The sequence below is a fragment of the Vibrio neptunius genome, from assembly GCF_000967495.1.
Lineage (GTDB): Bacteria > Pseudomonadota > Gammaproteobacteria > Enterobacterales > Vibrionaceae > Vibrio > Vibrio neptunius.
The window spans coordinates 1-26,380 of record NZ_JXXU01000006.1; the positions used below are offsets into that span (position 1 = coordinate 1).

Consider the following 26,380-nt stretch of genomic DNA (forward strand, 5'->3'; position numbering starts at 1 on the left):
GTAACTGGAGTGAACGTCGGGGCCACCAGCCTCTCCGCGGTTAAAAATGGTATCACCAGCAATAGCGTCAGCGTCGATGTCTCAGATGCGGTGATCACAGACATTAGCGTGATACCCTCTGTTGTACATGTTGCGAAAGGACAACACCAAACCTTAACCGCCAATGCTATCTACAGTGATAACACCTCATCAGAGATCACTGACTCCGTCAGTTGGCGCCCTGTCAATACGAGTATCGCCACCGTCAACCCCGAAGGACAAGTCTCCGGGGTGGACGTCGGTACCACGACTCTTGCCGCCGTTAAAGATGGCGTTACTAGTCATTCGGTGGGCGTGGTGGTCAGTGACGCGGTGATCACCAGTATAAGCGTTACCCCAGCCTTGGCCACCATCGCAAAAGGGCAAGAAAAAACGCTGACAGCTACAGCCACTTATAGCGATAACACCTCAACCAATATTAGTAATTCCGCTACTTGGGTCCCGATTGATACCAGTGTCGCCACCATCACCTCAAACGCGGTGTTATCCGGCATCAAGATCGGCACAACGACTCTCACGGCGGTCAAAGACGGAGTAGAAAGCCACACCGTTGATGTCGAGGTCAACGACGCGGTCATCACCGATATTAGCGTCACACCAACCACACTACAGGTTGCCAAAGGGCAGCACCAACCCTTAACCGCCACTGCTATTTACAGTGATCACACCTCCTCAGATGTGACTGACTCTGTTACTTGGCTCCCTGTCGATACCAGTGCCGCCACCGTGACGCCTGAAGGGCAAGTCACTGGTGTGGAAGTCGGCAGCACCACGGTAACTGCGGTAAAAGACAATATCACCAGCAACACCATTGACGTTGATATCACCAACGCGGTCATGACGGATCTCACTTTAATGCCTCCCTTCATCGGCATGCCTAACATAGAGCTTATTGATACGAATATTCAAATACATGATGTCACAGCCATCGCTACATACAGTGATGGCACCACTGCCAATGTCACGGATGATGTCAAGTTGTCTCTACCTGTAGATGATGACACGGGCCTTGTTAGTGGTGCATTTACACTCGCATACAACTTACTCATCCCCAAAAATGTAGGAACAGGCTTATTAAACGCTCATCTAGATGGCTTTCTTAGGAGCTTGGATGTGAACGTATGTTCACCAGACAGTATTGGCGGTGATGGTTTAGCACGTGAATGCATTTTTCTTTTTAAGATCCCCAACGAAGATGGAAGGATTTTTGCCAGCACCCCATCGGTTGATTACCTAGATAGGCTTGGCCTAAGCCGTGATGGTGATATTCTTTATACTACTGGTAAGTGGGGCCATGATAACGATCGTTTTTATGTATTCACGTGGGAACAAGCGGATGCAATGTGTGTTAGGTATAGCGGTATCTATTTAGGAGGACGCACTAACTGGCGTTTAATACGAAGTGATGAAATTGATTTTCTACATAGCAGACAAATCCTAACCCAGTTGCCAAACAACTACTATTACTGGACATCCACCAAAGGCAATAAAAACGGAGAATACTTGGGCGTGTATATGGAAAACAAATCCATAGCATCTTATTCAAAAGAGTCTGCTTTCCTAGCGGCATGTGTCTCAGACCGTATCGAAGAATGATTTCATTATCACACGCAGGCGTGCGTCAAGAACAAATAGCTTGGCCGCACGATTGTTACTAATTTGCCGATACAGTCGTTAGATTCTGAAAAGCCGTCCTAGGACGGCTTTCGTGTTTGCTATTGAACGTATGTATTTCGCCTATCGAAGAGCGGCTTAAGCCCCTTGGAGGGTTGTAAATTGGGTTATGGGAGAGTAATAAAGTCTGAAATCAAGTAATAAAGAATCATACTAAAAAGGCAGCGCTCACATCGGTACGCTGCCTTTTCTAAGTCGTCTATGCCCCAAAGCTTGTTACGTTTTTAAATACATAGCATATAGCCAGCTAATTTTGATATATCAAAAGTAATGCGTGGCAAAACTCTGGACCCGAGCCTATTTACTGTTCCGTTCACTCTCAAATATTTCTTTACCCATTAATTGATCTCGATGTTGGGTCATCCAATTAGCGAGTGAATCGAGAGTTGGTTTTAATGTAACTCCCAGATCTGTCACACAATACTCGACTCTAGGAGGCATTTCAGGGTAGACAGTTCTACTGACAAGTCCAAGGGTTTCAAAAGCACGCAATTGTTTTGTTAATTCTTTTTGTGTGATTTGGCCTATCGCTCTCTGTAATTCACCAAAACGTATAACATCATCCGTGACAATCAACCGATATAAAATTGGAATAGCCCATTTTCCTGAAACAATACTTACAAAGTCGACCATAGGGCATGAAGAGCCATTATCTAAAAAATTATTTTTATTTTTCTCTTTAGTATCCATTTGGAACCTACTATACAATTGAAACTATTTATCAAATAATGCCCTCCGATGATATAAAAAACAACAGGAGATATAATGCCTTTAAGATTACATAATAAATATGCCTTAATAACCGGAGGTACTGCGGGCATCGGTCTGGAAACTGCAAAGCAGTTTGGCTTGGAAGGGGCGTGCGTTGCAGTAACAGGGCGCGGGAAAGAAGGGTTAGTGAAAGCAAGAGCAGAGTTGGGAGACAGTGCAATCCTTATTCAAAGTGATTCTTCTGATATCCAACAACAATACAAGTTAGCTGAAGAAGTGAAATCTGTATTTCCTAGGCTTGATGTTCTTTATATTAACGCTGGAGATGTCACACACAAATCACTAGGCGAATGGGATGAGGAAGATTTTGATCGTGTCATAAATACAAATTTAAAAGGCCCCTTCTTTCTCATTCGTTCTTTATTGCCTATATTGTCTGACTCAGCCTCGATCATCCTATGTGGAAGCGTTTCCGCTCAAATTGGTCTACCTCAAAGTAGCGTTTATTCTGCGAGTAAAGCTGGACTAATATCCCTTGCTAGAACCTTATCTGGAGAACTGAAACACCTAGGTGTTCGAGTTAATACCTTGAGTCCTGGACCAACACAGACAGAAGCTTTTGATAAATTTGGCTTGCCTGAAAGTGAGCAAGCCGCTTTGATTAACCAAGTAAAAGAGTTAGTCCCTCTGAAGCGCTTGGGAACACCACTAGAACTGGCAAAAGCAGCGGTTTTTCTCGCCTCTGATGAATCAGCTTACATGCTTGGCTCTGAATTGCTGATTGACGGGGGCGTAGGAAATTTGTAAGTGTTTTTTGTGGTCAATAGGATTGACCACTGCTTTAAATATTTGCCTGTAGTGGACTACAAAAACTGGTCATTCAATTAGAGGTTTGCCCTATTTCTGATAATGCGTTTTCAGCCAAGTTAGTAAAACCTTTGGCACATTTCTGTCCAGAAACGTGTTTTATCGGATGGCCAAGTTAACGAGTATGACACTTTATTCCTCTCATACAAGACAGAGAAGACGACTCGCCCTTAGTGAGTTATTGCTTCCTGTCCCAGTCAACCACCTTTCCATTTTCAAGCGTCACCTTAAAGCGCTGGGGATGCAAAGACACCGACGAAATACGGCCACTTCGAGCTGGCTCATATTGCAATACTTTCGTTTGGCCGTCATCTTGTAAACAATGAGCAGGCTGTCCAATCGCATCCAATAGTTGCTCTTCAGTCTGACCTTGCCAAATCATTCGCATCAACAATTTTTCAACCAATTCTTTGTCATTATATTTGCTCATTAACTGCTTGCGCAGTTTCTCCGTGACGTAGCTACTCAATGCATAGAGAACGATTAGGCAAAGGATAAAAGCGATAACACCAAAAAAGAACTTCATATCATCCTTGCCACTCTGTCGAGAGCACTGACATTAATACTTTATCGACAAATCGACCATTGCGAAAACCTGATTGTCGCATCACACCCTCATGTTGATAGCCAGCATTTTCATAAGCTTTAATGGCACCTACATTAAGAGCGCTTGCGGTAAGTTGCACTCTGTGCAGACCAAGCGTGTCGATAGCGTAATCCGTTACTCGTTTCGTCACTGCCGAACCGATGCCCTTACCCCAGTCACTTTTTTCACCAATCAGAATAAAATACTCACCACTGCGATTTAACGTGCTGATGCCTGATAGGCCAGCATATCCAATAAGGCGATCACTTTCTTTACAACAGATGCCAAAAGAGACGGTCTTTGTACTCGAGTTAATGGATAAAAGCCATTTTTCTATATCTGATTTGGATTGTGGGTAAGCATATGAAGATAGGCTGTACACCGTGACTTCACGATCACAAGACCACTGATAAAAACTGTCCGCGTCTCCTACATCCAACGAACGTAAATAATAACCATCTAATTCTAATTGCATGATTTTCCTTATAAGCCTTAACTGACACAAAACACTTTGCAATGACCAGTCCTTGAGTTATGTATCGAACGATTTAAAAAAGACGTCCTAGGACGTCTTTTCGTTTTTATCGGCTTTGACACTCGTTTAGCGTTTGCTTGCTTAAACCTGTTCAAGTTCATTGCTCAATGCCAGTCGCTACAGATTACCTTTGAGCAATGACAGGCTCAAGCTCTGAGTTTTTTTCGCTATCTTCAACGTTTCGATCGATAGGCGTATCCAGATAGATTCGACCCTTTGAGTCTGCTGCTGGAAAGCCTTCAGGGAAGTCGATATTAATTTGCTTAATAAAACCTCTAGCGATGATTCCAATCACAAAACATAGAGGGAAACCCATTAAGATTGAAACGGTTTGAAGAGGCTTCAAACTCTGAGGGTTTATAAAGTAAAGCGCCAAAGACACAACGCCAGCCAAAATAAGCCAAAAAGCGATGTTCCAATGAGCGGGGTCTTCATCTTCCGCAATTTTGTCTTGCGTGGCAGCAGCCAGCGAATACCCTACAGCGCAGTGGCCGGTAATGTATGAGACAAGCGTAATTAGCCCAAAGGCAAGCACAAAAAGTGTTCCAAGCGGCATTTGTTCGAGCATGGCGTATACAACTGGACCGCGTCCCTGCTCGTTCATAATCGACATCAAATCCACCTGTCCTGTCATTTGCATATGGATGCCCATACTTGGAAGCACCATGTAGAACACCATGCAACCCAAAGAGCCAGCTATCAGACCGCCCATCACAATTTCTCGAATCGTTCTTCCTCTCGATATTTTGGCGATAAACAAGCCAAATGGCAGTGCGTATACCACCCACCAAGAAAAATAGAAGATGGTCCACGCTTGAGGGAATCCCCCTTCTCGGATGATGTCTGTCGCCAAACTCATGTAAACAAAGTTTTGCAGCATTAATCCCAGGCCATCCACTGACAAGTTGAGGATATAAGCCGTAGGGCCACAGATCAACAAGGCAACCAGCATCACTACGTCTGCCTTTACGTTCCAATCACTCAGTACAGACACACCTTTCTTAAGTCCAGCAACAAGGGTGACAAGAGGAATGAAAGTCCATAGGAAGATAACAAAAGTATCTAAAAGGGCATTGCTTGACTGCCACCCCATCACATACACAATGGCACTTGAAATAAGTGGCGTACCCAATGCCAGAGAGGTCATAACACCACCAACCATGCCAAACATGTATAGGAAGTTAATCGTGTGACCAGAGACACCATCGACCTTTTTTCCCAGTACAGGACGCGCAAACTCACTGATTTTTAACGTTGGCTTTTTGCGTACATAAAAGCAATAAGCAATAGGGATTGCGCACGCAATATACCAAGCCCAAGCAGACGGTCCCCAGTGAAACATGCCGTATGCCGAAGCCCAATGAGCCGCTTCAGCACTACCCGCCTCAACACCAAAGGGGGGCGACTGCATTATCCAAATCCACTCAACCGCACCGAGATAGAGTACACTCCCCCCCGTACCCGAAGTGAAGATCATGCCGAGCCATGTGATTGTTGAAAATTCGGGCCCCTGCCCTTTATCACCCATCACCACTGCACCATAACGAGACGTTGCGAGATAAATACAGAAGATCACGACGACAAATGTGGCCACTAAGAAAAACCAACCCAACTCCCCTGTTGTAAATGCATGCAACTTGCCCATGACAATTCCACTTGCGACCGGGTCGACCAAGAAGAATATCGCCATTGACAATGTTAAGATTGTAGCTGGCCAGAAGACCGCTTTATCTATCGCACCTTTCTTATTCTCTAAGACTTGATTATTCATATTATTTCCACGTTTCACGTTGTGTTTGGATAAGAGGCGAACCTCATTTATAAACTGCTATTCAATTAGCTATTCTGTTTCTTACTGAGTTTCCTGTATCGATGGAGAACGGGCTCGGTATAACCGTTAGGCTGACTTGCTCCATGAAAGATCAATTCTCTGGTAGCCAAAACCGCCAGATTATTCTCAAAGTTACTGAGCATGGGTACATAGTGAGGATCCGAGCTATTTTGCTCATCAACGACACCAGCCATACGCCAGAGAGTTTCATTTATCTGCTCCTCCGAGCAGACACTGTGCGCAAACCAGTTCGAGATAAGTTGCGAAGAAATACGCAAGGTTGCTCTATCCTCCATTAGGCCGACGTTATTGATATCCAAGACCTTTGAGCACCCTATACCTTGATCAATCCAACGGACCACATAACCAAGAATGCTCTGGATGTTGTTATCGAGTTCAGTTTGGATGGCTTCTGTCGCTAAGGTTTTGCTGTTTGCATACACATAAGGCGTTAGCAACTTTTCAAGGTCATATCGATTGTTTGTATTCAGTGCCTCAAGCATTGATTTTTGTGTCTCCAACACAGAGTGTTGGTGGTAGTGTGTTGCGTGGAGCGTCGCGGCGGTCGGAGATGGTACCCAAGCGCACGTTGCGCCTGCTTTGGGGTGGGTGATTTTCTGCTCAAGCATTTTAGCCATCTCATCTGGCATCGCCCACATGCCCTTACCTATTTGAGCACCGCCAAGAAAACCCAGCTTCAATCCGGTATTCACATTCCCAGACTCATATGCCTCCAGCCATGGTTGTGATTTCATCTCTGATTTTGTGGGTACCACGCCAGCGGCACTGATGGTGTGTATGTCGTCGCCAGTGCGATCTAAAAAGCCGGTATTGATGAAAAAAATTCGGTCTTTAACCGCCCGCACAGACTCCATCAGATTGGCTGAGGTTCTGCGTTCCTCATCCATGACTCCGACTTTAATCGTATGACGTTTTAGGTTGAGGCTGTCTTCAATCTTGTTGAACAAAGTGTTAGTGAATTCCACCTCTTCTGGCCCATGCATCTTTGGCTTAACAATGTAGATACTGTCGTGCTGACCATTCTTGAAAGTGCTGTTTCTGTTTTCGAGTGCGATGAGAGCGGTAACGAATCCATCTACTATTCCCTCATACGCCTCATCCCCATTCTCATCTAGAATAAGATCAGTCGTCATGAGGTGCCCCACGTTACGCACCAGCAAAAGGCTGCGTCCAGCAACGCTGACAATACTGTCAGAGTTCGTACTGTTATAGACTCGGTCCGGATTCAGCGATCGCTCGATCCACTGACCATTTTTATGTAAAGCGCAAGAAAGAGAACCGTTCATCAAGCCCAGCCAGTTTTCATAGACTTTAAGTTTGTCGTCTGCGTCGACCGCAGCAACAGAGTCTTCACAGTCCATAATCGTACTTAGAGCTGACTCCAACTGGACATCTGAAATGCCCGCTTTAGACAAGCGTCCTGTTGGGCTGTTTGCGTCGATACCGATCTCGATATGAAGTTGATTGTTTTTGAAAAGAAGTTTCTCAGTCTGACCATCGCTTCTCTGCCCAATCAGCTGACTTTCGTTGGCTAGAGACGTGATTTGACCACCTTCCAACTCAATCGTTAAACGTTTACTGCCCTCATCGAACTTAAGTGCAGTGACTTGTTGGTAAGAGCCAGACATTAGGGGAATGGCAGTATCGAGAAAGCGCATTGACTGTTGGATGGCTTTTTCTGCGTGCGCTACGTTGAATTCTTTGCTTGGAGGTTTCGAACCCGTTGCATCGGTACCATACATGGCATCATATAGACTTCCCCAACGCGCATTGGCCGCATTGAGCGCAAATCGTTCGTTGTTTATGGGAACAACGAGCTGCGGTCCCGCCATGGTTTTAACTTCAGGGTCAATATCATTAGAATTAATGATAAACGGTTGTTTTTCCTCAACTAGATAGCCGATATCCGTAAGAAATTTACGGTACTTCGCAAAGCAAAAATCATCACCATTATGTTTTTCGTGCCATTGAGAAATTTGCGCTTGAAGCTCTTTACGCTTCGCTATCAAAGCGTGGTTTTTGACGCCAAGCTCGTTAATACCCTCAGACAAAGAACGCCAAAAAGCCTCCTTATCAATATTTTGGTTCCTCAACACAGTGTTAATGAGTTCGGCAAGTTTACCGTTAACATGAATCTTGTGGATCTCTAGGTAATTCATCAAGCGCCCCTATACTGTTGCTTGTTTTTTAATCTGTTTATGCTGCCGCTTTGTTATTAATCCAGTCGACTGAAAACCATGGCTCATCGTCAATTCATCCATACCCAGCACTATTTTCGAGTTGCTACCAAGGCTTTTAACCTAATTTTCTCGATGTGGTTTTTGTTGTTGCTGGTGATGTAATTTGACCGAGTAGAGATACTAGATGTTGCATTATTGTTAATCTAGCGTTTTAGTTATTTTCCCCAAATCGCAATGTAAACTTTTAGATCTCCATCAACCTTTGATAAAAACGAGCAATTAATAACCAAATATACCAATATGATCACATTTTGGGCATTTATGAGACTCAACACATGAAAACTAACATTACAGATAGACCAAGAATACATCCGTGTTACATTTTAGTAACCAAAGGGACATTGGAGATGTAGACTGGCATCCAGCTTGTTGAAGGCGACGAAAATGAATAGAAGTTACGATGTTATAATTGTGGGCTCTGGCTCGGCTGGCTCGGTATTGGCTGAACGCTTATCAAAATACTCTGACAAGTCGATTGCTGTGCTAGAGGCCGGTAGGTATGAGAGAAATCTTTCCACTTCTATACCAATAGGATTTGTGAATAATTTCAATAACCCTAAAACCAACTACATGTATTACAGCGCTCATGAGCCCCACCTGAACAATCAGAGCGTTTACCAACCTCGAGGGAAAATAGTCGGCGGCAGTGGTTCTATTAATGCGATGATTTATGTTCGAGGCCAACGAAGTGACTTCGAAGAATGGGCGCGCGTTACCGATGATGAGCAGTACAACTTTGAAAATGTGATGCCGTTCTTTTCCAAACTCGAAGGCCACACCAATGAAGAACACCACATTAGCGTGACTTCCACTCAAGGGAATGAATCAGCACTATGTCGTGACTTCATGCAATCATGCATGGACATAGGGTACAGCCAAGTGGGTTCCTTCAACCGAGGGGATGGCTCTGTTGAAGGCATTGGCTTCTATGATATGAATGTTTCTAATGGCATTAGGTCTTCCAGTGCTAAAGCAATGTTGAAACCTGCTCTAGCTCGCCCAAACCTGACGCTTATTAAGCACTGTCACGTTAAAAAGATAAACCTAAAAGGTGAGAAACCGGTTTCGTTACTGGTTGAAATTAAAGGCAAAGAAGAAGAGATCACCATCAACGATGAGCTCATACTTTCGGCCGGCGCTGTCGGTTCACCCCACCTATTGCAAGTCTCTGGCGTAGGTTGTCCCGAAGAACTCGCTGAGGCTGGTATTACTCCGAAGGTCGCCTTACCTCTGGTGGGCAAAAATTTGCAGGATCACCTTTGTGGTTGCCTTTACTACCAGTCTACAACACCGACGTTAAACATCACGATGCTCAAGCCTATTACGGCGATTCGTCAAGGTGCCAAATACCTATTCCAGCGTTCCGGACCCTTGGCCTACGGTGTCAAAAGCGTCGGTGGTTTCATACGCTCAGATGAGGCTCAACCAGAGCCGAACGTTCAGGTGTACTTCAATCCTATTTCCTACTCCCTGCCGACAGACCCAGGCGCTAAGTTGAAGCTAAGCGAAAAGTCTGAGTTCTCTTTCTTTTATAACCTTTGCCGCCCCGCAAGCAGAGGTCATATAAAAGCGGTTTCTCCTAAATTAAGCGATACACCTGAGATTTTCTGTAATTTCCTAGGTGATAAGGATGATCAGCAAGACATGATTGAGGCGTTTAAACGTGTGAATGAGATCGCCGTATCTGGCCCGCTTGGCAAAAGTGTTGCGAACCCAGAGAAATACTCATCACTGTCAGATGAAGAAATCCTCCAAGTCATAATCCAAAATGCAGGGTCGATTTACCACTTATGCGGCTCTTGCAAAATGGGGAAGAACGCCCATGACTCTGTCGTTGACTCAAGTTTCAAAGTTCACGGAATGAATGGGCTTCGAATTGTGGATGCGTCGGTTTTCCCAACGATCACATCCGGTAACACCAATGCACCAACAATGATGATGGCTGAAAAGGCATCGAAACTAATTCTAGAAGAGTGGTCTTAAGCAATGAAAATCAGAAAAATCGAATCATTTACTAACTGTGATGTGGGTATTGTCAAAGTCACCATGGAAGACGGCTCAACCGGTTTCGGTCAAGTTTCGACCTATAACGCTGACATCAGCGTTGAAATCATGCATCGTCAAGTCGCGCCTTTAATCAGGCATTACGATTTTAATGACCAAGCTGACATTAAAGATATGGTCGACTTCGTCCTAGAAAAGCAACATAAATTCTTGGGCTCATACCTTTATCGCGCTCTATGTGGGGTAGAAACAGCACTGTGGGATTGGCTTGGTAAATCGCAACAGAAGTCTGTGTGTGAATTACTAGGCGGCACTCCTAGAGATCTTCGCGTTTACGCTTCCAGTATGAAGCGCGATATCACCCCTCAACAAGAGGCAGACCGCTTCAAAAAACTTCAAGACATTCATGGCTACGATGCGTTTAAATTCCGCGTCGGAGCTGAAACAGGTCGTAACAAAGATGAGTGGGAAGGTAGAACCGAAGAGATCATACCCTTGATGCGCAAACAAATGGGCGATGATGTCAGTTTACTTGCCGATGCGAACAGCTGCTTCAACGTGGAACGAGCCATTGAAGTTGGCCACATGCTTGAAGATAACGGCATCAATCACTTCGAAGAACCATGTCCTTACTGGAAGATGGATTGGACAAAAGAAGTAACAGCGGCGCTGAAACTAGAAGTGACTGGTGGTGAGCAAGACCACTACATCCCTGCTTGGGAGCGAATGATCAGCGATAAAGTGGTTAATGTTCTTCAACCTGATGTGTGCTATATGGGGGGCATCACCCGAACACTTGAAGTGGTCGAACTTGCCAAGAAAGCCGATATGATCGTCACCCCACATGCAGCCAATATGTCTCTCGTCACCATCTTTACGCTTCATTTGCAAGGTGCGATTCCCAATGCTGGCCCTTATGTTGAGTTCTCTATCGAAGGTGAGGACTACTACCCGTGGCAAGATGGTATCTATGATGGTGTACCAATCGCTAGAGACGGCAAAGTTGCCATTCCGAGCGGCCCTGGATGGGGGGTGACTATTCGTGAGGACTGGATGGCGACGACTGATTACAAGGTGAGTGAACTGTAAAATGAAAAAACTAAAAGCATTACTAAAGACGTCAGGGCCATTGGCCATTCTGAGTAAGAATAACCAAGATCGGGTCGATCTGTTCTCTGATTTGCCAACAGGTCAATTCATCGCCGGTCGCGAAGTGCCACCGTCAAGTGGTGAATACATTGATGTTGAGGATCCGGGCTCGGAGTTGGTTTTTGCCCAATGCGCTCGTGGTAACGTCCAAGATGTTGAAGCAGCCGTAGAATCCAGCAAAAAAGGATTCAAAGTTTGGCGCGCCACGCCACCAGCTGAGCGAGCTAAGATGATGTTTAAGCTTGCCGATGCTCTAGAATCTCACATTGATACACTGGCCGTAATTGAAGCGATGGATTCAGGCAAGCCATTGAACGAAGCACATGGGGATGTGATTAATTCGGCCGATCAACTTCGCTATTACGGTGGTTTGGCTGATAAGTTCGCGGGCGATACCGTGCCGCTGGGTGATTCGTTTGTGTCATTCAATGCAAAGGAGCCTGTGGGTGTCACTGTTCATGTTGCACCATGGAACTTTCCGCTACTGACCGCGATTCGCGGAGTTGCCCCTTCTCTGGCGGCGGGTTGCTCTGCAATCGTAAAACCCTCAGAGATCACCCCTTTAAGTTCTCTGCTTATGGCAAAAATCTTCTCCGAAGCTGGCTTACCTGATGGTGTTGTGAACGTCGTTAACGGCTATGGTTCAGAGATTGGCAATGCTCTGACATCCCATAAAGATGTACGCCATGTCACTTTCACAGGCTCTGTGGCTACAGGTCAAAACGTCATGCGATCAGCGGCGAATAATATCAGCAGTGTGACGCTTGAGCTTGGCGGTAAATCTCCTGCGATAGCATTGTCTGATGCTGATGTTGAACTCGTCGCTGACGACATGATGTGGGCGATTTTTTTCAACTCAGGTCAAGTTTGCTCGGCGGGTTCTCGTTTGATCATTCATCGTGACATACACGAAGAGTTTATGGGTAAGTTCCTGTCTAATATAGAAAAAATAGATTTCGGTCACGCTTTGGAAGATAAAAGACTCGCTTCAATTACCTCCAAGGCTCATTTGGATAAGATACAAGGTATGGTAGACGCGGCGAAGGAACGCGGCCTAACAATTCGTTGTGGCGGGTCTTCACGTGTACATCCACTGACAGATAAAGGTTACTATTTTGAGCCAACTGTCATTGATGATGTCCCCATGGATGATGACATCGTTCAGAAGGAAATATTCGGGCCTGTTCTGGCGATTCAGATCATCGATTCAGACGATGATGGTGTGGATGCAGCAAACTGTACTGACTTTGGTTTGGCAGCTTGTGTTTATTCCAAAGACACATCAAAAGCGCTAGCAATGGCTGGTCAAATTGATGCCGGTCAGGTAACGATTAATCAATATTATGCAGGTGGTTTCTATACTCCGTTTGGTGGAACTAAAATGTCAGGCTTTGGCCGAGAGAAAGGCTTAGCGAGCATTGAGAATTACTTACGAGTGAAGAATATCACCCTTAAGATCTAAGTGGAGAGAGGTTAGTGAAGAATCTTAGTGATGAAGTCTATGAGTTATTGAAAGCTCGAATCCTGAGTGGTTCGATTCCTTTTGAGAAAAAAATTTCAATAAATGACATTGTTCTTGATACTAACTTTGGCCGCTCACCGATATCACACGCCTTAAAGCGCCTTCAGCTAGAAGGATTGATTGTTACCGCTCCAAAGAGTGGTAACAAGATCTGGACCCCAAGCTATGAAGAGGTTGAGAATCTGTTGTCTTTTAGAAGGATGCTAGAGCTAAGCGCGTTGCGTGAGTGTTGTGATGTCCTTCAGTTGCATGAGCGTTTGATGGGAATCTGCGAAGGAATGGACAGAGCGATTGAAGATGAGAATTGGAAGGAATATGAAGATCTCGACCGCTCCTTTCATCATGCCATTGTTGAGTCTGCGCGTAACCCGTTTTTAACCACCTCATATCAAAACGTATCTGACCGCGTCTCTTTAAGTCGCTTATTCATGAAAAGAAATTACACCCAGAGTAATGAAGAGCATTACTCAATAGCACAAAGCTTAAAACATAACACATTCAAGGCAAGCGCCTACCTTGAGAAGCACCTTCTGATTTGGCCCGAAATGATGTTTTCACTTAAGGAGTGAGGGAATGCCCCAGAATAAATTACAAGCCGCTGCCGAGTTGATCACTGCAGCTTACACTGATGGAAAACAAATCGATTCATCCACTGTTACTCACTTGCTACCGATGGGTAAGACAGAAGCCTACCAGATTCAAGACTTGGTGAGTGAGTTGCTAACCGATAGTAAAGAGAGTCAGAACGTCTGGAAAACAGGCGCTAATACGTTAGAAGAAATACCATTTGCGGCTCCAATCCCTTCCCCATTCGTCCACAAAACAGGCGCTCAATTAGACTCCTCCAAGTTTCATATGATAGGAGTAGAGTCTGAGCTTGTGTTTGAATTTGGACAGGATATGCCTGACATTGGTCGTGATTACACAGAGTCCGAAGTCATGGCTGCAATAGCAAAGGTTCGAGTGGCGGTTGAGATCATTGATACTCGATTTAAAGATTGGAGCAATACCGAGGATTCATGGTTACTCAGTGATAACAGCATGTCCGGTGGTATCATCCTTGGCGATGGCACAACCGATGTTCGGTCAATAAACTATGCCCAACAAGTGGCCCAAATCATGATCAACGGTGAACTTCATACTCAGAAGAAAGGCGGTTTACCAACGGTGGATCCCACTCACTTGGTTGTTTGGATCTGTAACCATCGTTCAAAACGCGATGGCGGTTTCAAGAAAGGCCAGATGGTCACGACTGGAACTCATGTCGGCATGCCCGAAGTGACCAAGGGGGCTACCGTTGAAGCACGCTTCCCGGGTATTGGTTCGGCGTATGTAGAGTTTAAGTAGATATCATTAGCGATTGGGCACTTTGACCCAACTATCATGGTTTAACGCAACGCATGGTAACAATGCCATGCGTTGCGAATCCGTTTTCGTTATCATGCCGTATGTTCGTAACTGTAGATATGGTCTGCGTACCACTTCCCACCAATCTTATACGCTTCCGGTACGACCTTTTTAAGAGAAAATCCGTTCTTAGTCAGTACTTTCTCCGAGCCGATGTTTCCTTGTGTCACTATCGCGTCGAAGGAGTGAATACCTTGCTCTTCAGATGCCCATGTTATTAAGGCTTTTAACGATTCCGACCCCAAACCTTGGCCGTGATAGCGAGGTAAAATCAAATAGCCAACTTCTGCACGACCGTCCGTAATACGAAAGCCAGTCACACCTATTTTTTCATCCGTTTCTTTCAGCGTCATCGTCAAACACAACCAATGCTCTGAACGGTTGTTCCATAGAGGAAGCCGTGACTCAAAACTCTGCTTAATTTCTTCCAATGATGGCTCATCGAAACATAACTGGATCACCGCAGGGTCTTGATTAAGAGCCTGAAACAACCCCCAGTCATCAGCCGTAATTTGAGCCATTTCCAATCTGTCTGTTTGAATTTTCAACTGCTGATTCTCCTGTGTCATAAACCGTAACTGTATTAGAAGTGAAGCGCTGTGAGTCTATCTTTGTTCTATCTTGTCACGACGCATTGTGGTTATTGTGTAACCCATTTCTCGGTACTTCCTGCAGCGCTGTTGCAAAAACTCCGGGTACTGGCTCTCTTCAATTTCTTTAAAATTGATTTGTTTATAAAAGTCGGTCACATGTGCGAGAGGCATGCAGTAGGCTGTACGCAAATTTAATACAGGTTCAATGTGCTGAAGAAATTGGCGCCCTAATCCTTGACCTTGAAAATCAGAGGCAATGTACATGCCTCTGAGTATGGTGACATCATGAATAAGTTCTACTTTCACGGCACCGATAATCACCCCGTCATTCAGGCAAATAAACGCTCTTTCTGTCTCCGACCAAGCGCTGTGATACCCCTGCTCTTTGTAGAATTTACCGATCGCTTCCTTCATCGAGTTGTCGGCTTCGATTATTGTCATTTCTACTTCATTTATTATTGTCATTTCTACTCCATTTATAGTGGCTAACACCTTTTTATTACAACAAACGAGTTAACCCTCAAACTCCAAGCAAAAAAACGCCAAGAGTAAGTCGTCTGACGTAAGTCGTTTGTATCGGCTTCTTTAACCTGAACTGGTTTCACGGGTCTTGACCAATGTCACGCCATCCACTTCCATCAACCACTGACCTTCTATTAATTGGGGAGGTTGGGACACCACAAAGGTTGTGGTTAAAAAGGAAAAACCCACAACAAAGTCGTCACCAACAAACTCTTTGATTGACGCATTTATCGAAGTGGTTCCTCCACTCTTTAAGCGCTCATAAGCTACCGTACCATCTGCAAGAATTAACAAGTACATTTCTGCACTTTGCCACTCACCAACATAAGAAAGTTTCTCTTCAGGTAGCGGCTTACTGCACCCGGCAAGTGCCAATAAAGCCAGCAAAATTATTAACGTTTTTTTCATCACTTCTCTCGACGGTCTAAGTTCTGTATTTCGCCACCATCTTTTATCATGGACAGTCTCAGTTTTCTGCCAACTAAGCTTCAATCAAGCTAACATAAACCATTAAAAAATAAAGCATATATTAGATGCTCGATTTCTGACGTCCGATAAAAAATGAGCCAGTGCGGTATCGCTTTTTCAACAAAGCGCATTATATTGGCGAGCGTTGAGTCAGTCTGATGATTAACAGTAATTTATTTTTTCTTCTACTAGCATAACAAGCCAATTTCATATTAAAAGCAGGATTAAAGGGTTGTATTTGATAGTTTTTGTTGTTAGCTTGTGCCAAATGAAATGTATCTTAATGCTTACTTCATCTTTCTTCTGGTGGCGCTCTAATTAGAGCGGCACTGAATTCTTACATTCTTTAGCTGCTGGAAGGTAGCTAAGTATGTCATCCCTATTTCTATCTCCAGTAGCCCTCTATTTAACTAGGAGACAGAAACATGTTAAACAAACTACAGACTGAAAAACCGGACATTATTCTAACCGGAGATCGAGCCACTGGCCCATTGCACCTGGGACATTACGTGGGTTCTTTAAAACCGCGTGTTCACCTTCAAGACATTCATGAGCAGACTATTCTTGTTGCGGATATGCAAGGCCTTACGGACAACGCGCATAACCCGAACAAGGTATCTTCGAACATCTTAAATGTGGTTGCAGATTACTTAGCGGTCGGCATCGATCCATCCAAAACAACCATCTGTCTGCAATCCCAACTGCCTGCGCTCGCCGAACTCACCATGTACTACAGCAATCTGGTTACTATCAGTCGATTGGAGCGCAACCCAACGGTCAAAAGTGAAATTCACAACAAAGGGTTTGAACGCTCTATTCCGGCCGGTTTTCTTACCTACCCTATATCTCAAGCAGCTGACATCACAGCTTTCAATGCTTCTCTGATTCCCGTGGGTGATGACCAGATACCCATGCTTGAGCAAACCAATGAGATAGTAAGGAAAGTGAACTCTTTAGCTGGCAAAGCTATCTTAAATGAATGCCGCCCGTTACTCAGTAACGCTCCCCGTTTGCCCAGCACAGACGGAAAAAATAAGATGTCTAAGACGATGGGCAACACCATTAATCTTGGTGCCAGTGAAAAAGAGATCTCTGCAGCGGTCAAATCTATGTATACGGATCCCAATCACCTGCGAGTTGAAGATCCGGGTCAAATCGAAGGCAACGTGGTGTTTACCTACCTTGATGCTTTCCATCCAGATCAAGATGAAGTCAAACGACTCAAACAACAGTATCAGAGCGGCGGACTTGGTGATGGTACGACAAAAAAGATCCTAGAAGAGTGTCTACAAGAAATGCTTAAACCGATCAGAGACAGAAGACAGGAATTTCTGAATGATCGAGCTCAATTGGTGGATGTGCTGCGCAAAGGCAGCCAAGTATCTAGAGAGAAAACACAAAAAGTGCTTTTTGATGTAAAAGATATCTTCGGCCTTAATCTCTTCTGAAAGGCTGGCGTTGTCGATTCAGCATCGACAGATACTCAGACCAGTAGCACTTTTAAGGACAGCGCCTGATTAAGTGGGTTCTGTCCTATTCGTTTCATCTGTTTCAACGAGTTGGGACAATGTCAAAGGGTGGAATTTTGGGTTTGATTCGGTTTATTTCTTTAAGGCACAATAAATTAGGTAACCAAACACCGAAAAATAGGAAGCGATTAAAATGTACGAGTTCTTAGTTGGCCTTGAAGTATCGAACAATGACGTTTACTCCGAGTATCGAGCGGCTATGAAGCCTATTCTTAGGTCATTCGGTGGCAATTTTGGCTTTGACTTTATGGTTTCTGATGTTCTGCTGTCTGAAGTTGATGAACCTATTAATCGAGTCTTTACGATCCGATTTCCTAATCAAGAAGCCGCGCAAAATTTCTTTGCAGATAGTGAGTATTTGAAAGTCAAAGCTCAATACTTTGATGCGTCTGTATCCCACACAACCATCATAGCCAGTTATGAAAAAACCACTTAGCAATCCCATGATTTCAAACACACAACCTTTACCATTGAGCCCCAAAGGGTATATACATAGTTTATCTTGTTCACAGTGTTGAAGCCTTCATGACGCTCAAAGAAATTCTTCAAATCCGTAATGTCCGCAGCTTCTTAATCTTTCGCAGCAGTTACTTTGCGCGTTTTTACTACCCAGTATTCACCCTACTTTATCTCGATTATGGCTTAACCCTGTCACAGTTTGCGATGCTTAACGTCGTTTGGGCCGCGACCATTGTTTTAGCTGAAGTCCCGTCTGGCGCTTTCGCTGATACATTGGGGCGGAAAAAGCTGGTGGTGCTCTCTTCAGTGGTCATGTTTATTGAAATCGCTATGATCGCTTTTGTGCCCACAGGGAACCCAACGATTGTTTTCTTTGTGTTTTTGATTAATCGAGTGTTGAGTGGCTTAGCGATGGCATTGGCGAGTGGCGCCGACGAGGCTTTGGCTTACGACACACTAAAAGAACAAGGTAAAGAAGACGTCTGGCCGCAAGTGCTGCAGATCCAGCTGCGTATTTCCTCTAGTGTAGGGATTCTGGTAACCCTAATTGGCGCAGCCATGTATGACGTGAACTTTATGGCGTCGGTATTTAACGTCTTTGGACTAGACGCTCCAGAAAAGACGCAAGACATCATGCGTATTCCTGTCTATGCCACCCTGTTCGTTGCGCTTATCGCCTTTTATGCCGCAATAAATATGGAAGAAGACAACAGTGCATTGCCAGTGCACGACAATAAATTTGCCACCACAATCGCCAGCCTCAAATTAACGTTGAATACGGGTAAGTGGGTGCTTTCCACTCCTTACGTGCTATTCATATTGCTCTACTACAGCTTGTTTGAGCATACATCGCGGATGTTCTTAACCATGAACAGCCAATACTATCGCGCCATAGATATTCCGATTATCTATTTCGGCTTCATCGGCGCGGGGATAAGCGTCTTGCAAATCTTATTGGCTGGGCAAAGTCGTAAACTAGCGGAACGAATCGCCGCCAAAAGGTTCATTGCGATCATGGGTTTAGCAAGCATGGCAACGTATTATTGGATCAGCCTAGGGTGGTCAATCTATGGGGTAATCCCTGCCCTGTTACTCATCTTTATTATCATGACGATGAACATCTTCATCAGTTATCACCTCAATAAAAAGACTGAGTCTCACAACAGAGCAACGGTGTTGAGTTTCAAAGGTTTAGTGTTCAACTTAGGATACGGCTCAATCGGCATTTTGTACGCCTACTACTATAAGCTGGTGTCTCAGAATTATACCGAGCAGGAGATAGAACAGCACGTCGACTTCATCGCCTCACTCTCTTCATTTTTCTATTACTTTACGTTTCTGTTCATTACAATCAGCGCTTTTTTCTATATCAAACATAGGAAGCAGGCCATTTTCTGAAAAGGAATATAACGCGCAGCCTCGGCTTAAAACTTTGATAAGTTCGTTTGAGCAAGATTATTTGATGTAGGAATCCAACAAACGTTCTGGCGTCTACACCTCGCAGCCGTTGCCCCGTCAATTTCTCGCAAAAATGAACATTTTGGTTAGGCGAACATCCACACCCCATAGTATCGTCAAACTTATCTACCCTAAAATTACCCTAGTTATTACCTTGAAACACTTACCCCTTACAGACAAACGTATCCAGCAGATCAAAGTTATTGATAATAAAGAAGCCATCAAGAGCCTAGACCTAAACGATTCAAAGCTTGTTTTAGATTATGATATGGAGCTTGGCTATACCAATCAGTTTGTAGCTCGTGAGAGCGTCGTTCAACGTCTTAAATTAGCTTCAAACTTCCTACCTAATGGCTTTTACCTCAGCGTCAAAGAGACATATAGACCAAAATCATTTCAGAGCTTTATATACAATCGCAGGATGATTAATCTGCTCATCAATCCTGACTATCGGGATTTAACCATTTGTCAGTTGCGTGAAAAAGCTTCTGAGTTCATTGCTCCCCCTGAAGTTGCAGGCCACCCCACTGGAGGAGCGGTTGATGTTTCGCTCGTCAATGAACAAGGTGACGAAGTGGATCTCGGCTGTAAATATGATCAAGACGCCACTGAATCAGAAGGAAGATGCTATTCCTTTGCGATGAATCTGAGCAAGGCTAGTCATCAGAACCGTCAGATACTCTTTGAGTGCATGGAGAAAGCGGGCTTTGTGAATTACCCCTTCGAGTGGTGGCATTGGTCATACGGAGACAAATATTGGGCAGCCATTACTAAGGCTCCAAATGCGCTTTTTTCTGCCATTGAACTCAGCTAATTAGTAAATTTTGTCACCCACATAAGGCGACTCTACCAAGTGAACCTGCTATATACTTGTGGTGGAGTTGTCGTAGCGACATCGATGATTTATGACAGTTGCGATAAATTCATATTAAACATTATTCATATGTGATTCATGTCCTATCCTTTTGAATCACATGCTTTAAAGTTGGCCCACCTTTATCAACTTTATCAATCGGGTCAATGAAACGGACACTAGTTTGGGTCGTATTGCATGGATTTGCCATGCTGTTTGTTCTGATCAACCTTTTCACAGGCTTTCGCATCGCAACAGTGAGCTATCCGCACTGGCTTTTCTTCTCAGTGTGGCTTCCTCAAGGGCAATTGCATTCCATCCATATCTATTCCGGTATTGCGTTAAGTGCTTTAACGCTCTCATATTGTCTTTACCGTTGGAGGCTCAAGCCGAGTGTTAAATCGAGCCAGCATCGAGGCATCAACGCATTTAATAAACGCTTTATTAAAGTCAGCTACGTTCTCTTCCCTGCATTAATTGTGACTGGGTGGTTGCTGCTTGGCGGTTATGCCAGTGATGCAAGCAAGCTGCACTTCTATCTTGCACACGGAGCGCTGCTTTATCTGCTTCTTCATGCTGGTGGCTACTTTGTTCAATATGGCGTCTCGGTATTCGTCTCACTCTTTTCCACTCAAGTCACTGGGCCTGAAATACGCCAAATACTGGCGGTTTTAACCCTTACCTTTGTCCCTTGGATGGGCCTATTTTTGACTTCCTCTTCTACTCTCACCGCCACCACTTTACCACCGGATCAGGTTATCAGTATTGATGGTGTTGCCGACGAGCACATTTGGAAAAATGCACCATCGACCTACGTAGAAACCCATGGTGGAGAAGGGTTTGAAAATGGTCATACTCGCATCGGCATCAAAGCGCTCCATAACCAGCAGGATATTTTCTTCCACATCACTTGGGATGACCCCACCGAGAGCCTAAATCACCTCCCTCTGGTTAAAACAGACAAAGGTTGGCAAGTCCAAGAAGACGGCTTTTATCGCTTCGACGAAAAGCGATTCTATGAAGACAAACTGGCAATCATGCTCTCCAATACCTGTAACCTAGGCGCTGATGGTACAGCCCATCTTGGGCCTAAACCCTTAGAGGGAAAACCTGCCAATTGGCACGGCAAAGGTTATCACTATTCGCCAGATAACAACCTTCGTGATCTATGGCATTGGAAGGCTGTACGAACCAATGCCATGTATCAGGCGGATGACAATTCGTTCACTACTCCTCAGCAAGTTGACCCCGCTAAGAGGCGCTATACCGCTGGCTATATCACTGATGGTAAAGAGTCCGGCGCTTACGTAATGAACTGGCAGTGGTATTCCCCCCATGGCGTCACGCCTAAACGTCTGCCTAACTCAAATCTAACCAGCTCTTTTTCGTCTATTAACCAGTCTACGCGTTACGCTCCCTACCTGAGCTGGCATGACACCATGGCTTACACACAACACGTTGACCAGTCCCCCCTCAAGACGATCCTTCCTTCGGTATTACACAACTCTAATCAGTTTGAAGGGGACCGGGGGGATGTGCGTGCCTTTGGACGATGGAACAATGGAGTATGGTCACTCGAAATCGCTCGAAGATTAGAAACAGGCTCAGTTCAAGATATTGCAATACGTGATGGCGTGTGTCTTTGGGTAGCCGCGTTTGATCATTCACAAATAGCACATACGCGACACGCTCAAGGCATTCGCTTGGCATTTGAGGCAGCACAATGATCAAACGCTTGTCGATTCTGGTTGCTTTGATCACAAGTTTGGTGGTCATCGCTTACCTTCACCCCATTGAACCCGATAACCCCCAATCATCAAGGTGGCAAAAAATAACCATGAGTGGACAACCGCTCGATATCTGGCAGGGGCCTTGGAACTGCGTGTTGGATAAGCAAACCGGATTACTCTGGGAAGTAAAAACTGACTCTGAAAATATCCATGACTCTTATTGGTCTTACTCATGGTTTGATGGGGAGCGAGGAGTCCCAGATCGCGGCGATTGCTTTTTTAACGAGGGTCGCTGCGACAGCTTCGACCATATCACTCGAACCAATGCTGAATCATTATGTGGCCGCAATGATTGGCGGGTTCCAACGACAGACGAGCTCACTACACTGATTAACCTCTCGGTGCCCAATGGACAAGCCAAAATCAGCAGCGGATTTTTCCCGAGGGTACGCAAAGGCGATTACTGGTCATCTGATCATTCCATTCCTTTGCGCGGTTTCTATGCACGTTTGGGTGATGGGGCCAACGCTGTTGACTTTCGCGATGGGCAAGTGAAAACCCTTCCCTATCGCAATGCAGCCTTTTTAATTTTGGTCACTCAATGGGAGTGAACCCGTCATGAGCGCTCCCCTGTAGCAGGTGCGCACTTAAGCGTTAGTCGAATTTTCATGGTCAGTTTAGACCGACTCTAACCCATAACCTATGGACTTAATTATGATTCGAAGGATTGCAACACTGTCACTTTTAGCCATAACCGGGCTCACCTGTTTGAATGCGGGAGCCGCAACACAATATCATCGAGTAGTCTGGGACAGCGACCCTGCGCGAAAAGCGGTGATTGGTTTCTCTCCAAACGGTGAGAGTGAACAACCCTATGTGCAATACGGTACCTCAACAGATGAAACGACATGGCAGACCAAACAACCTAGCTACAACCACGTGTTCGGCGGTGATTTACTTAGCTATTTTGTCAGACTGGAGAATCTAACACCGGATTCACCGGTTTACTATCGTGTCTGTGACCAGCAAGGTTGTGGAGAACGTTTTTGGTTCCGTACCGCTCCGATTGATAACAGTGAGTTTGTTATGATCGCTGGAGGCGATACACGTACAGGGTGGACCAACCGAAGAATGGGTAATCAGCTCGTCGCGAAAGTTCGTCCTTTATTCATACTTCACGGCGGCGACTACACCAGCCAAAACAGCGCGTCACAAATGGCTCAGTACTTAGAGGATTGGGCATTGACCTTTTCCAGTGACCAGATTGACGGCATAGCGTACAAGCGTACCTACCCATTTATTCCTACCCATGGCAATCATGAAGACTACGATTACTCAACACTATGTAAAGTGTTTGGAGTCGATGCTGATGGTAATGGTGAGTGTAATCCTTTTGATACCTACAACGTTGTTAACATTTCACCATTACTTCGCGTCTATACACTGAACAGCCAATTTCGCAAAAGTGGATGGTCAAGCTACGCTTCTCAAATGAACCAGTGGCTTGAACAAGATTTAGCCACCCATGGCACTCAAAACGTCTGGCGCGTTGCCCAGTATCACAGGCCGATGTTTCCTCACGTGTCATCCAAGTCTGACAGCCCAGACCTGTTTAACTGGTGGGCAAACTTGTTTTACCAACACGGTATGAATCTGGTTGTGGAATCTGACAGCCACTTGACTAAGGCCACCCGAGAACTAAAACCAGACGGCAGCGGCTTTGTTACTTCGCCAAGCGGAGGCACAGTGTACATCGGTGAAGGCAGTTGGGGTGCGGCAGCCCGATCGGCGAATGATCCTAAAAGCTGGACCTTAGACGCGGCCAGTATTCAACAAGTGAAGGTCATCCAAGTGTTGCCAGACACGATGACGGTCCGAACAGCGCAGTTTGACGCTTCAGCCTCCACGCTAACAAGAGAAGACAGACAAGCGGATAGGCTTCGTTTACCCGAAAACGTCAACTGGTGGTCACTCAATGAAGTTGGAGAAACGATGGATCTGGTTCAGTCAGCAGATGGTCTCTCAATACTGAAGAACCAAAACCCCGGGCCATCTCCTTCATTTATTCGCTTACCTGTGACGCAAGATGTTTTTGTCGCACAATCACAGCCAGATACTAACTTTGATGGACACCAAGATGGCTTGCTAGCCGACGCCTCTGATTCTACTTATGGCCGTACCATGAGTCTGATGGCGTTTGACATTTCATCAATTCCCACGTGTGTCGATATAGCGGGTGTTAAGCTTGAATTGCAAGTCACTAACAAATCTTATGGCGCGTATGGCGTTCATATTGCAGCAGAGGCTTGGACAGACTCATCGGCGACTTGGAATTCAGTCGGTGGTGAACAAATCGCCGCAAGAACACTGACCCAATTCACTCCTTCATCAACGGGCAAGTTTGATGTTGATTTAACCGACAGCCACCTACTCGATTTGTGGGCTCATGATGGCAATTTTGGCATCGTCGTCGCTTCATCCGGTACAACCGACGGCCTCGACTTTGACTCAAGTGAAACAGGTGCACCACCAGCTCTGGTTGTTAGCTATCACGAACGCAAAGACTGTGAGGCTCCCGTTAACTCGCTATCGCTACCAACCAGTGACGATACTTTTATCGCCTCGAGTAAATCTTCGGAAAACTTCAACAACCATTCGGACGGTTTGCTTGCTGACTTGCTTGATAGCAAATATGGCAAAACCAATACGTTGATGAAGTTTGATGTCTCTGTTTTACCTGAAGTGGCTGAGATTGACTCAGTGGTATTAGCCTTACACGTGACCAACGCTTCGACTGGCGATTTCGAATTGTATCGCGTCAGCCAAAGTTGGAATGAGCAGACGGCGACTTGGCAATCGGTTTACGATAACGGTGGTTCTAGCGACTATCTGACAACCTTCTCGCCTAAAGAGAAAGGTGTTTACCGTATCGACCTAACCCATTCAGGCTTACTTCAATCATGGTTAAACGGAGAAAACACAGGGCTTATCATTGTACCTAAGAGCCTGAACGGCCTTGATATCAGTTCTCGTGAACTGGGAATGGGGCCTGTATTAACCATTACTTATCACTAGTAACTACGAATAGAAAATCTCAATCTGGGCGAAAAGTTCAAAGCCCAGATTGAGTATTTGGATCACTATTCTACGCTAACCCCTTGTTCAATTATCTGCTGGCTGTCGATATGGCCTACCGCTTTATGAGCAACCACTTCTAATTGCGCCAGATCAGCGTCGGTTTGAATAGAGAGATACTGGTGGCCTTTGAAGTCCAAGTCGAAATACCGAGCGGTCAGAACAAACGGCTCAATAAAACACGATGGACACGTAGATTGATAACCTGTAGAAATGACCGACATGCTTTTCCCCGCCCAGCGTCGACCCAAAGGCTTGTCGTTCTCCGTCAAATCCGACAACCTGTCAAAAAACACTTTCATCTGAGCTGACATCGAATACCAATAAACGGGGGACGCCCAAACTATGTGGTCTGCGTCGACCAATGTATGCATTAACTCAAGAAAATCGTCGGACTCGTTGCGGTGTTCGTAGTCATAAAATGCGATGTCATAATCTGACAAGTCAAACACACTGCCCCCTGAAATAGCCGCAACCGCTTCAGCGAATTGACGGGTATTTCCTTCTGCCTTTGATGAACCTAGTACAATCGCGATTCGCCTATCCTGACCTCGTTTGGTATGTTCTAAATTAGCCATTATGCCTCCCAAGCCTGACGCTGCAATACCACGCGGTAACCATCGATATCTTCATAAGTCCATCCAACGTTTTCCCAATATGGGTTAAATGAAGCGACTCGGTTAAATCCCGCCTCCACCATGTTTTGGCAACAGCGCTGCCAATGACTTTCATCAGGTATGTAAAATACCAGCAAGTTATCTAGACTAGGTGCAGGTTCAACATGACTGCCGTAATGATGTGTGAATTCTAAGTGATAGGGATGAGCTGGATGGCCAATGATACTTCCGCTAAAGCCTTCGTGGTCAGTAAAACTAGCCAATAGTTCAAAGCCTAAGCCGTTGATATACATATTGGTGAGAACATCAAGTTCGTTAGTCGGTCGAGCAACGCGCAATATTGAGTTCCTTGGGATCATAATAGCTCCTTGTCAAGATCCTGAGTTTAGCGATAGCCCATATCTGGGTATCATCAAAGCGAAGAAAACAC

24 protein-coding genes are annotated in these 26,380 nt (G+C 45.1%); 14 read left to right on the top strand and 10 right to left on the bottom strand.

Annotated elements, in window-relative coordinates:
- Positions 1-1,635 (top strand): Ig-like domain-containing protein (locus tag TW84_RS02840; protein ID WP_045974171.1); only part of this gene is annotated, 1,635 nt, incomplete at its 5' end.
- Positions 1,636-2,010: 375 nt separating this feature from the next.
- Here TW84_RS02840 and TW84_RS02845 read toward each other — a convergent pair.
- On the bottom strand, positions 2,011-2,403 hold the full coding sequence (locus tag TW84_RS02845) for a winged helix-turn-helix transcriptional regulator (RefSeq protein WP_045974172.1): 393 nt from the start codon (positions 2,401-2,403) through the stop codon (positions 2,011-2,013).
- A gap of 75 nt (positions 2,404-2,478) precedes the next feature.
- Here TW84_RS02845 and TW84_RS02850 point away from each other — a divergent pair, with 75 nt between their 5' ends.
- Entirely contained in the window at positions 2,479-3,231 is a 753-nt protein-coding gene (locus TW84_RS02850) for an SDR family oxidoreductase (RefSeq protein WP_045974173.1), read from the top strand.
- A gap of 238 nt (positions 3,232-3,469) precedes the next feature.
- On the opposite strand, the gene TW84_RS02855 is transcribed toward TW84_RS02850, so the two are convergent.
- The 4 genes from TW84_RS02855 to TW84_RS02870 form a co-directional block, all read right to left on the bottom strand.
- Positions 3,470-3,817 carry a hypothetical protein gene (locus TW84_RS02855; protein WP_045974174.1) on the bottom strand — a complete coding sequence of 116 codons (348 nt, stop codon included), beginning with the start codon at positions 3,815-3,817 and terminating at the stop codon, positions 3,470-3,472.
- Between the two features lies 1 nt (position 3,818).
- Positions 3,819-4,352, bottom strand: coding sequence for a GNAT family N-acetyltransferase (locus TW84_RS02860; protein WP_045974175.1), 534 nt, complete (start codon positions 4,350-4,352; stop codon positions 3,819-3,821).
- Between the two features lie 184 nt (positions 4,353-4,536).
- The gene (locus TW84_RS02865; RefSeq protein WP_071209554.1) at positions 4,537-6,183 is read right to left on the bottom strand and encodes a BCCT family transporter; all 1,647 of its coding nucleotides are present in this window, start codon (positions 6,181-6,183) and stop codon (positions 4,537-4,539) included.
- Between the two features lie 65 nt (positions 6,184-6,248).
- Positions 6,249-8,423 (bottom strand): malate synthase G, encoded by a 2,175-nt coding sequence (locus TW84_RS02870; protein ID WP_157634000.1) that lies wholly within the window; start codon positions 8,421-8,423, stop codon positions 6,249-6,251.
- A 465-nt stretch (positions 8,424-8,888) separates the two neighbouring features.
- On the opposite strand from TW84_RS02870, the gene TW84_RS02875 reads away from it, so the two are divergent.
- Genes TW84_RS02875 through TW84_RS02895 form a run of 5 tightly spaced genes read left to right on the top strand, consistent with a single transcriptional unit; the run spans position 8,889 to position 14,526 of the window.
- Positions 8,889-10,487, top strand: a complete 1,599-nt coding sequence (locus tag TW84_RS02875) for a GMC family oxidoreductase (protein ID WP_045974177.1) — start codon at positions 8,889-8,891, stop codon at positions 10,485-10,487.
- Positions 10,488-10,490: 3 nt separating this feature from the next.
- Complete coding sequence (locus tag TW84_RS02880) at positions 10,491-11,597, top strand: mandelate racemase/muconate lactonizing enzyme family protein (protein ID WP_045974178.1); 1,107 nt, start codon at positions 10,491-10,493, stop codon at positions 11,595-11,597.
- A gap of 1 nt (position 11,598) precedes the next feature.
- The gene (locus TW84_RS02885) at positions 11,599-13,119 is read left to right on the top strand and encodes an aldehyde dehydrogenase family protein (RefSeq protein WP_084720178.1); all 1,521 of its coding nucleotides are present in this window, start codon (positions 11,599-11,601) and stop codon (positions 13,117-13,119) included.
- 14 nt (positions 13,120-13,133) lie between these two features.
- Entirely contained in the window at positions 13,134-13,748 is a 615-nt protein-coding gene (locus TW84_RS02890) for a GntR family transcriptional regulator (RefSeq protein WP_045974179.1), read from the top strand.
- 4 nt (positions 13,749-13,752) lie between these two features.
- Positions 13,753-14,526 (top strand): 2-keto-4-pentenoate hydratase, encoded by a 774-nt coding sequence (locus TW84_RS02895; protein WP_045974180.1) that lies wholly within the window; start codon positions 13,753-13,755, stop codon positions 14,524-14,526.
- A gap of 92 nt (positions 14,527-14,618) precedes the next feature.
- Here TW84_RS02895 and TW84_RS02900 read toward each other — a convergent pair whose 3' ends face one another.
- The 3 genes from TW84_RS02900 to TW84_RS02910 form a co-directional block, all read right to left on the bottom strand.
- Positions 14,619-15,107 (bottom strand): GNAT family N-acetyltransferase, encoded by a 489-nt coding sequence (locus tag TW84_RS02900; RefSeq protein WP_045974270.1) that lies wholly within the window; start codon positions 15,105-15,107, stop codon positions 14,619-14,621.
- A gap of 84 nt (positions 15,108-15,191) precedes the next feature.
- Positions 15,192-15,644, bottom strand: coding sequence for a GNAT family N-acetyltransferase (locus tag TW84_RS02905; RefSeq protein WP_240478135.1), 453 nt, complete (start codon positions 15,642-15,644; stop codon positions 15,192-15,194).
- Between the two features lie 120 nt (positions 15,645-15,764).
- Positions 15,765-16,109 (bottom strand): lipoprotein, encoded by a 345-nt coding sequence (locus TW84_RS02910; RefSeq protein ID WP_045974181.1) that lies wholly within the window; start codon positions 16,107-16,109, stop codon positions 15,765-15,767.
- Positions 16,110-16,594: 485 nt separating this feature from the next.
- On the opposite strand from TW84_RS02910, the gene trpS reads away from it, so the two are divergent.
- The 7 genes from trpS to TW84_RS02945 all read left to right on the top strand — a co-directional run bounded on the left by trpS (position 16,595) and on the right by TW84_RS02945 (position 25,273).
- Positions 16,595-17,617, top strand: coding sequence for a tryptophan--tRNA ligase (gene trpS / locus TW84_RS02915; protein ID WP_045974182.1), 1,023 nt, complete (start codon positions 16,595-16,597; stop codon positions 17,615-17,617).
- 214 nt (positions 17,618-17,831) lie between these two features.
- Complete coding sequence (locus tag TW84_RS02920) at positions 17,832-18,134, top strand: DUF1330 domain-containing protein (protein WP_045974183.1); 303 nt, start codon at positions 17,832-17,834, stop codon at positions 18,132-18,134.
- 89 nt (positions 18,135-18,223) lie between these two features.
- A complete protein-coding gene (locus TW84_RS02925) occupies positions 18,224-19,555 on the top strand; it encodes an MFS transporter (protein ID WP_045974184.1) in 1,332 nt (443 codons plus the stop codon).
- A gap of 214 nt (positions 19,556-19,769) precedes the next feature.
- Complete coding sequence (locus tag TW84_RS02930; protein ID WP_045974272.1) at positions 19,770-20,429, top strand: M15 family metallopeptidase; 660 nt, start codon at positions 19,770-19,772, stop codon at positions 20,427-20,429.
- Positions 20,430-20,635: 206 nt separating this feature from the next.
- Complete coding sequence (locus TW84_RS02935; RefSeq protein ID WP_045974185.1) at positions 20,636-22,195, top strand: ethylbenzene dehydrogenase-related protein; 1,560 nt, start codon at positions 20,636-20,638, stop codon at positions 22,193-22,195.
- The gene (locus TW84_RS02940) at positions 22,192-22,809 is read left to right on the top strand and encodes an Lcl C-terminal domain-containing protein (RefSeq protein ID WP_045974186.1); all 618 of its coding nucleotides are present in this window, start codon (positions 22,192-22,194) and stop codon (positions 22,807-22,809) included. Before TW84_RS02935 ends, TW84_RS02940 begins: the two co-directional genes overlap by 4 nt.
- 103 nt (positions 22,810-22,912) lie before the next feature.
- Entirely contained in the window at positions 22,913-25,273 is a 2,361-nt protein-coding gene (locus tag TW84_RS02945) for a DNRLRE domain-containing protein (protein WP_045974187.1), read from the top strand.
- 65 nt (positions 25,274-25,338) lie between these two features.
- Here TW84_RS02945 and TW84_RS02950 read toward each other — a convergent pair whose 3' ends face one another.
- On the bottom strand, positions 25,339-25,911 hold the full coding sequence (locus TW84_RS02950; protein ID WP_045974188.1) for a flavodoxin family protein: 573 nt from the start codon (positions 25,909-25,911) through the stop codon (positions 25,339-25,341).
- A complete protein-coding gene (locus TW84_RS02955) occupies positions 25,911-26,309 on the bottom strand; it encodes a VOC family protein (RefSeq protein ID WP_045974189.1) in 399 nt (132 codons plus the stop codon). Before TW84_RS02955 ends, TW84_RS02950 begins: the two co-directional genes overlap by 1 nt.
- Between the last annotated feature and the right edge of the window lie 71 nt (positions 26,310-26,380).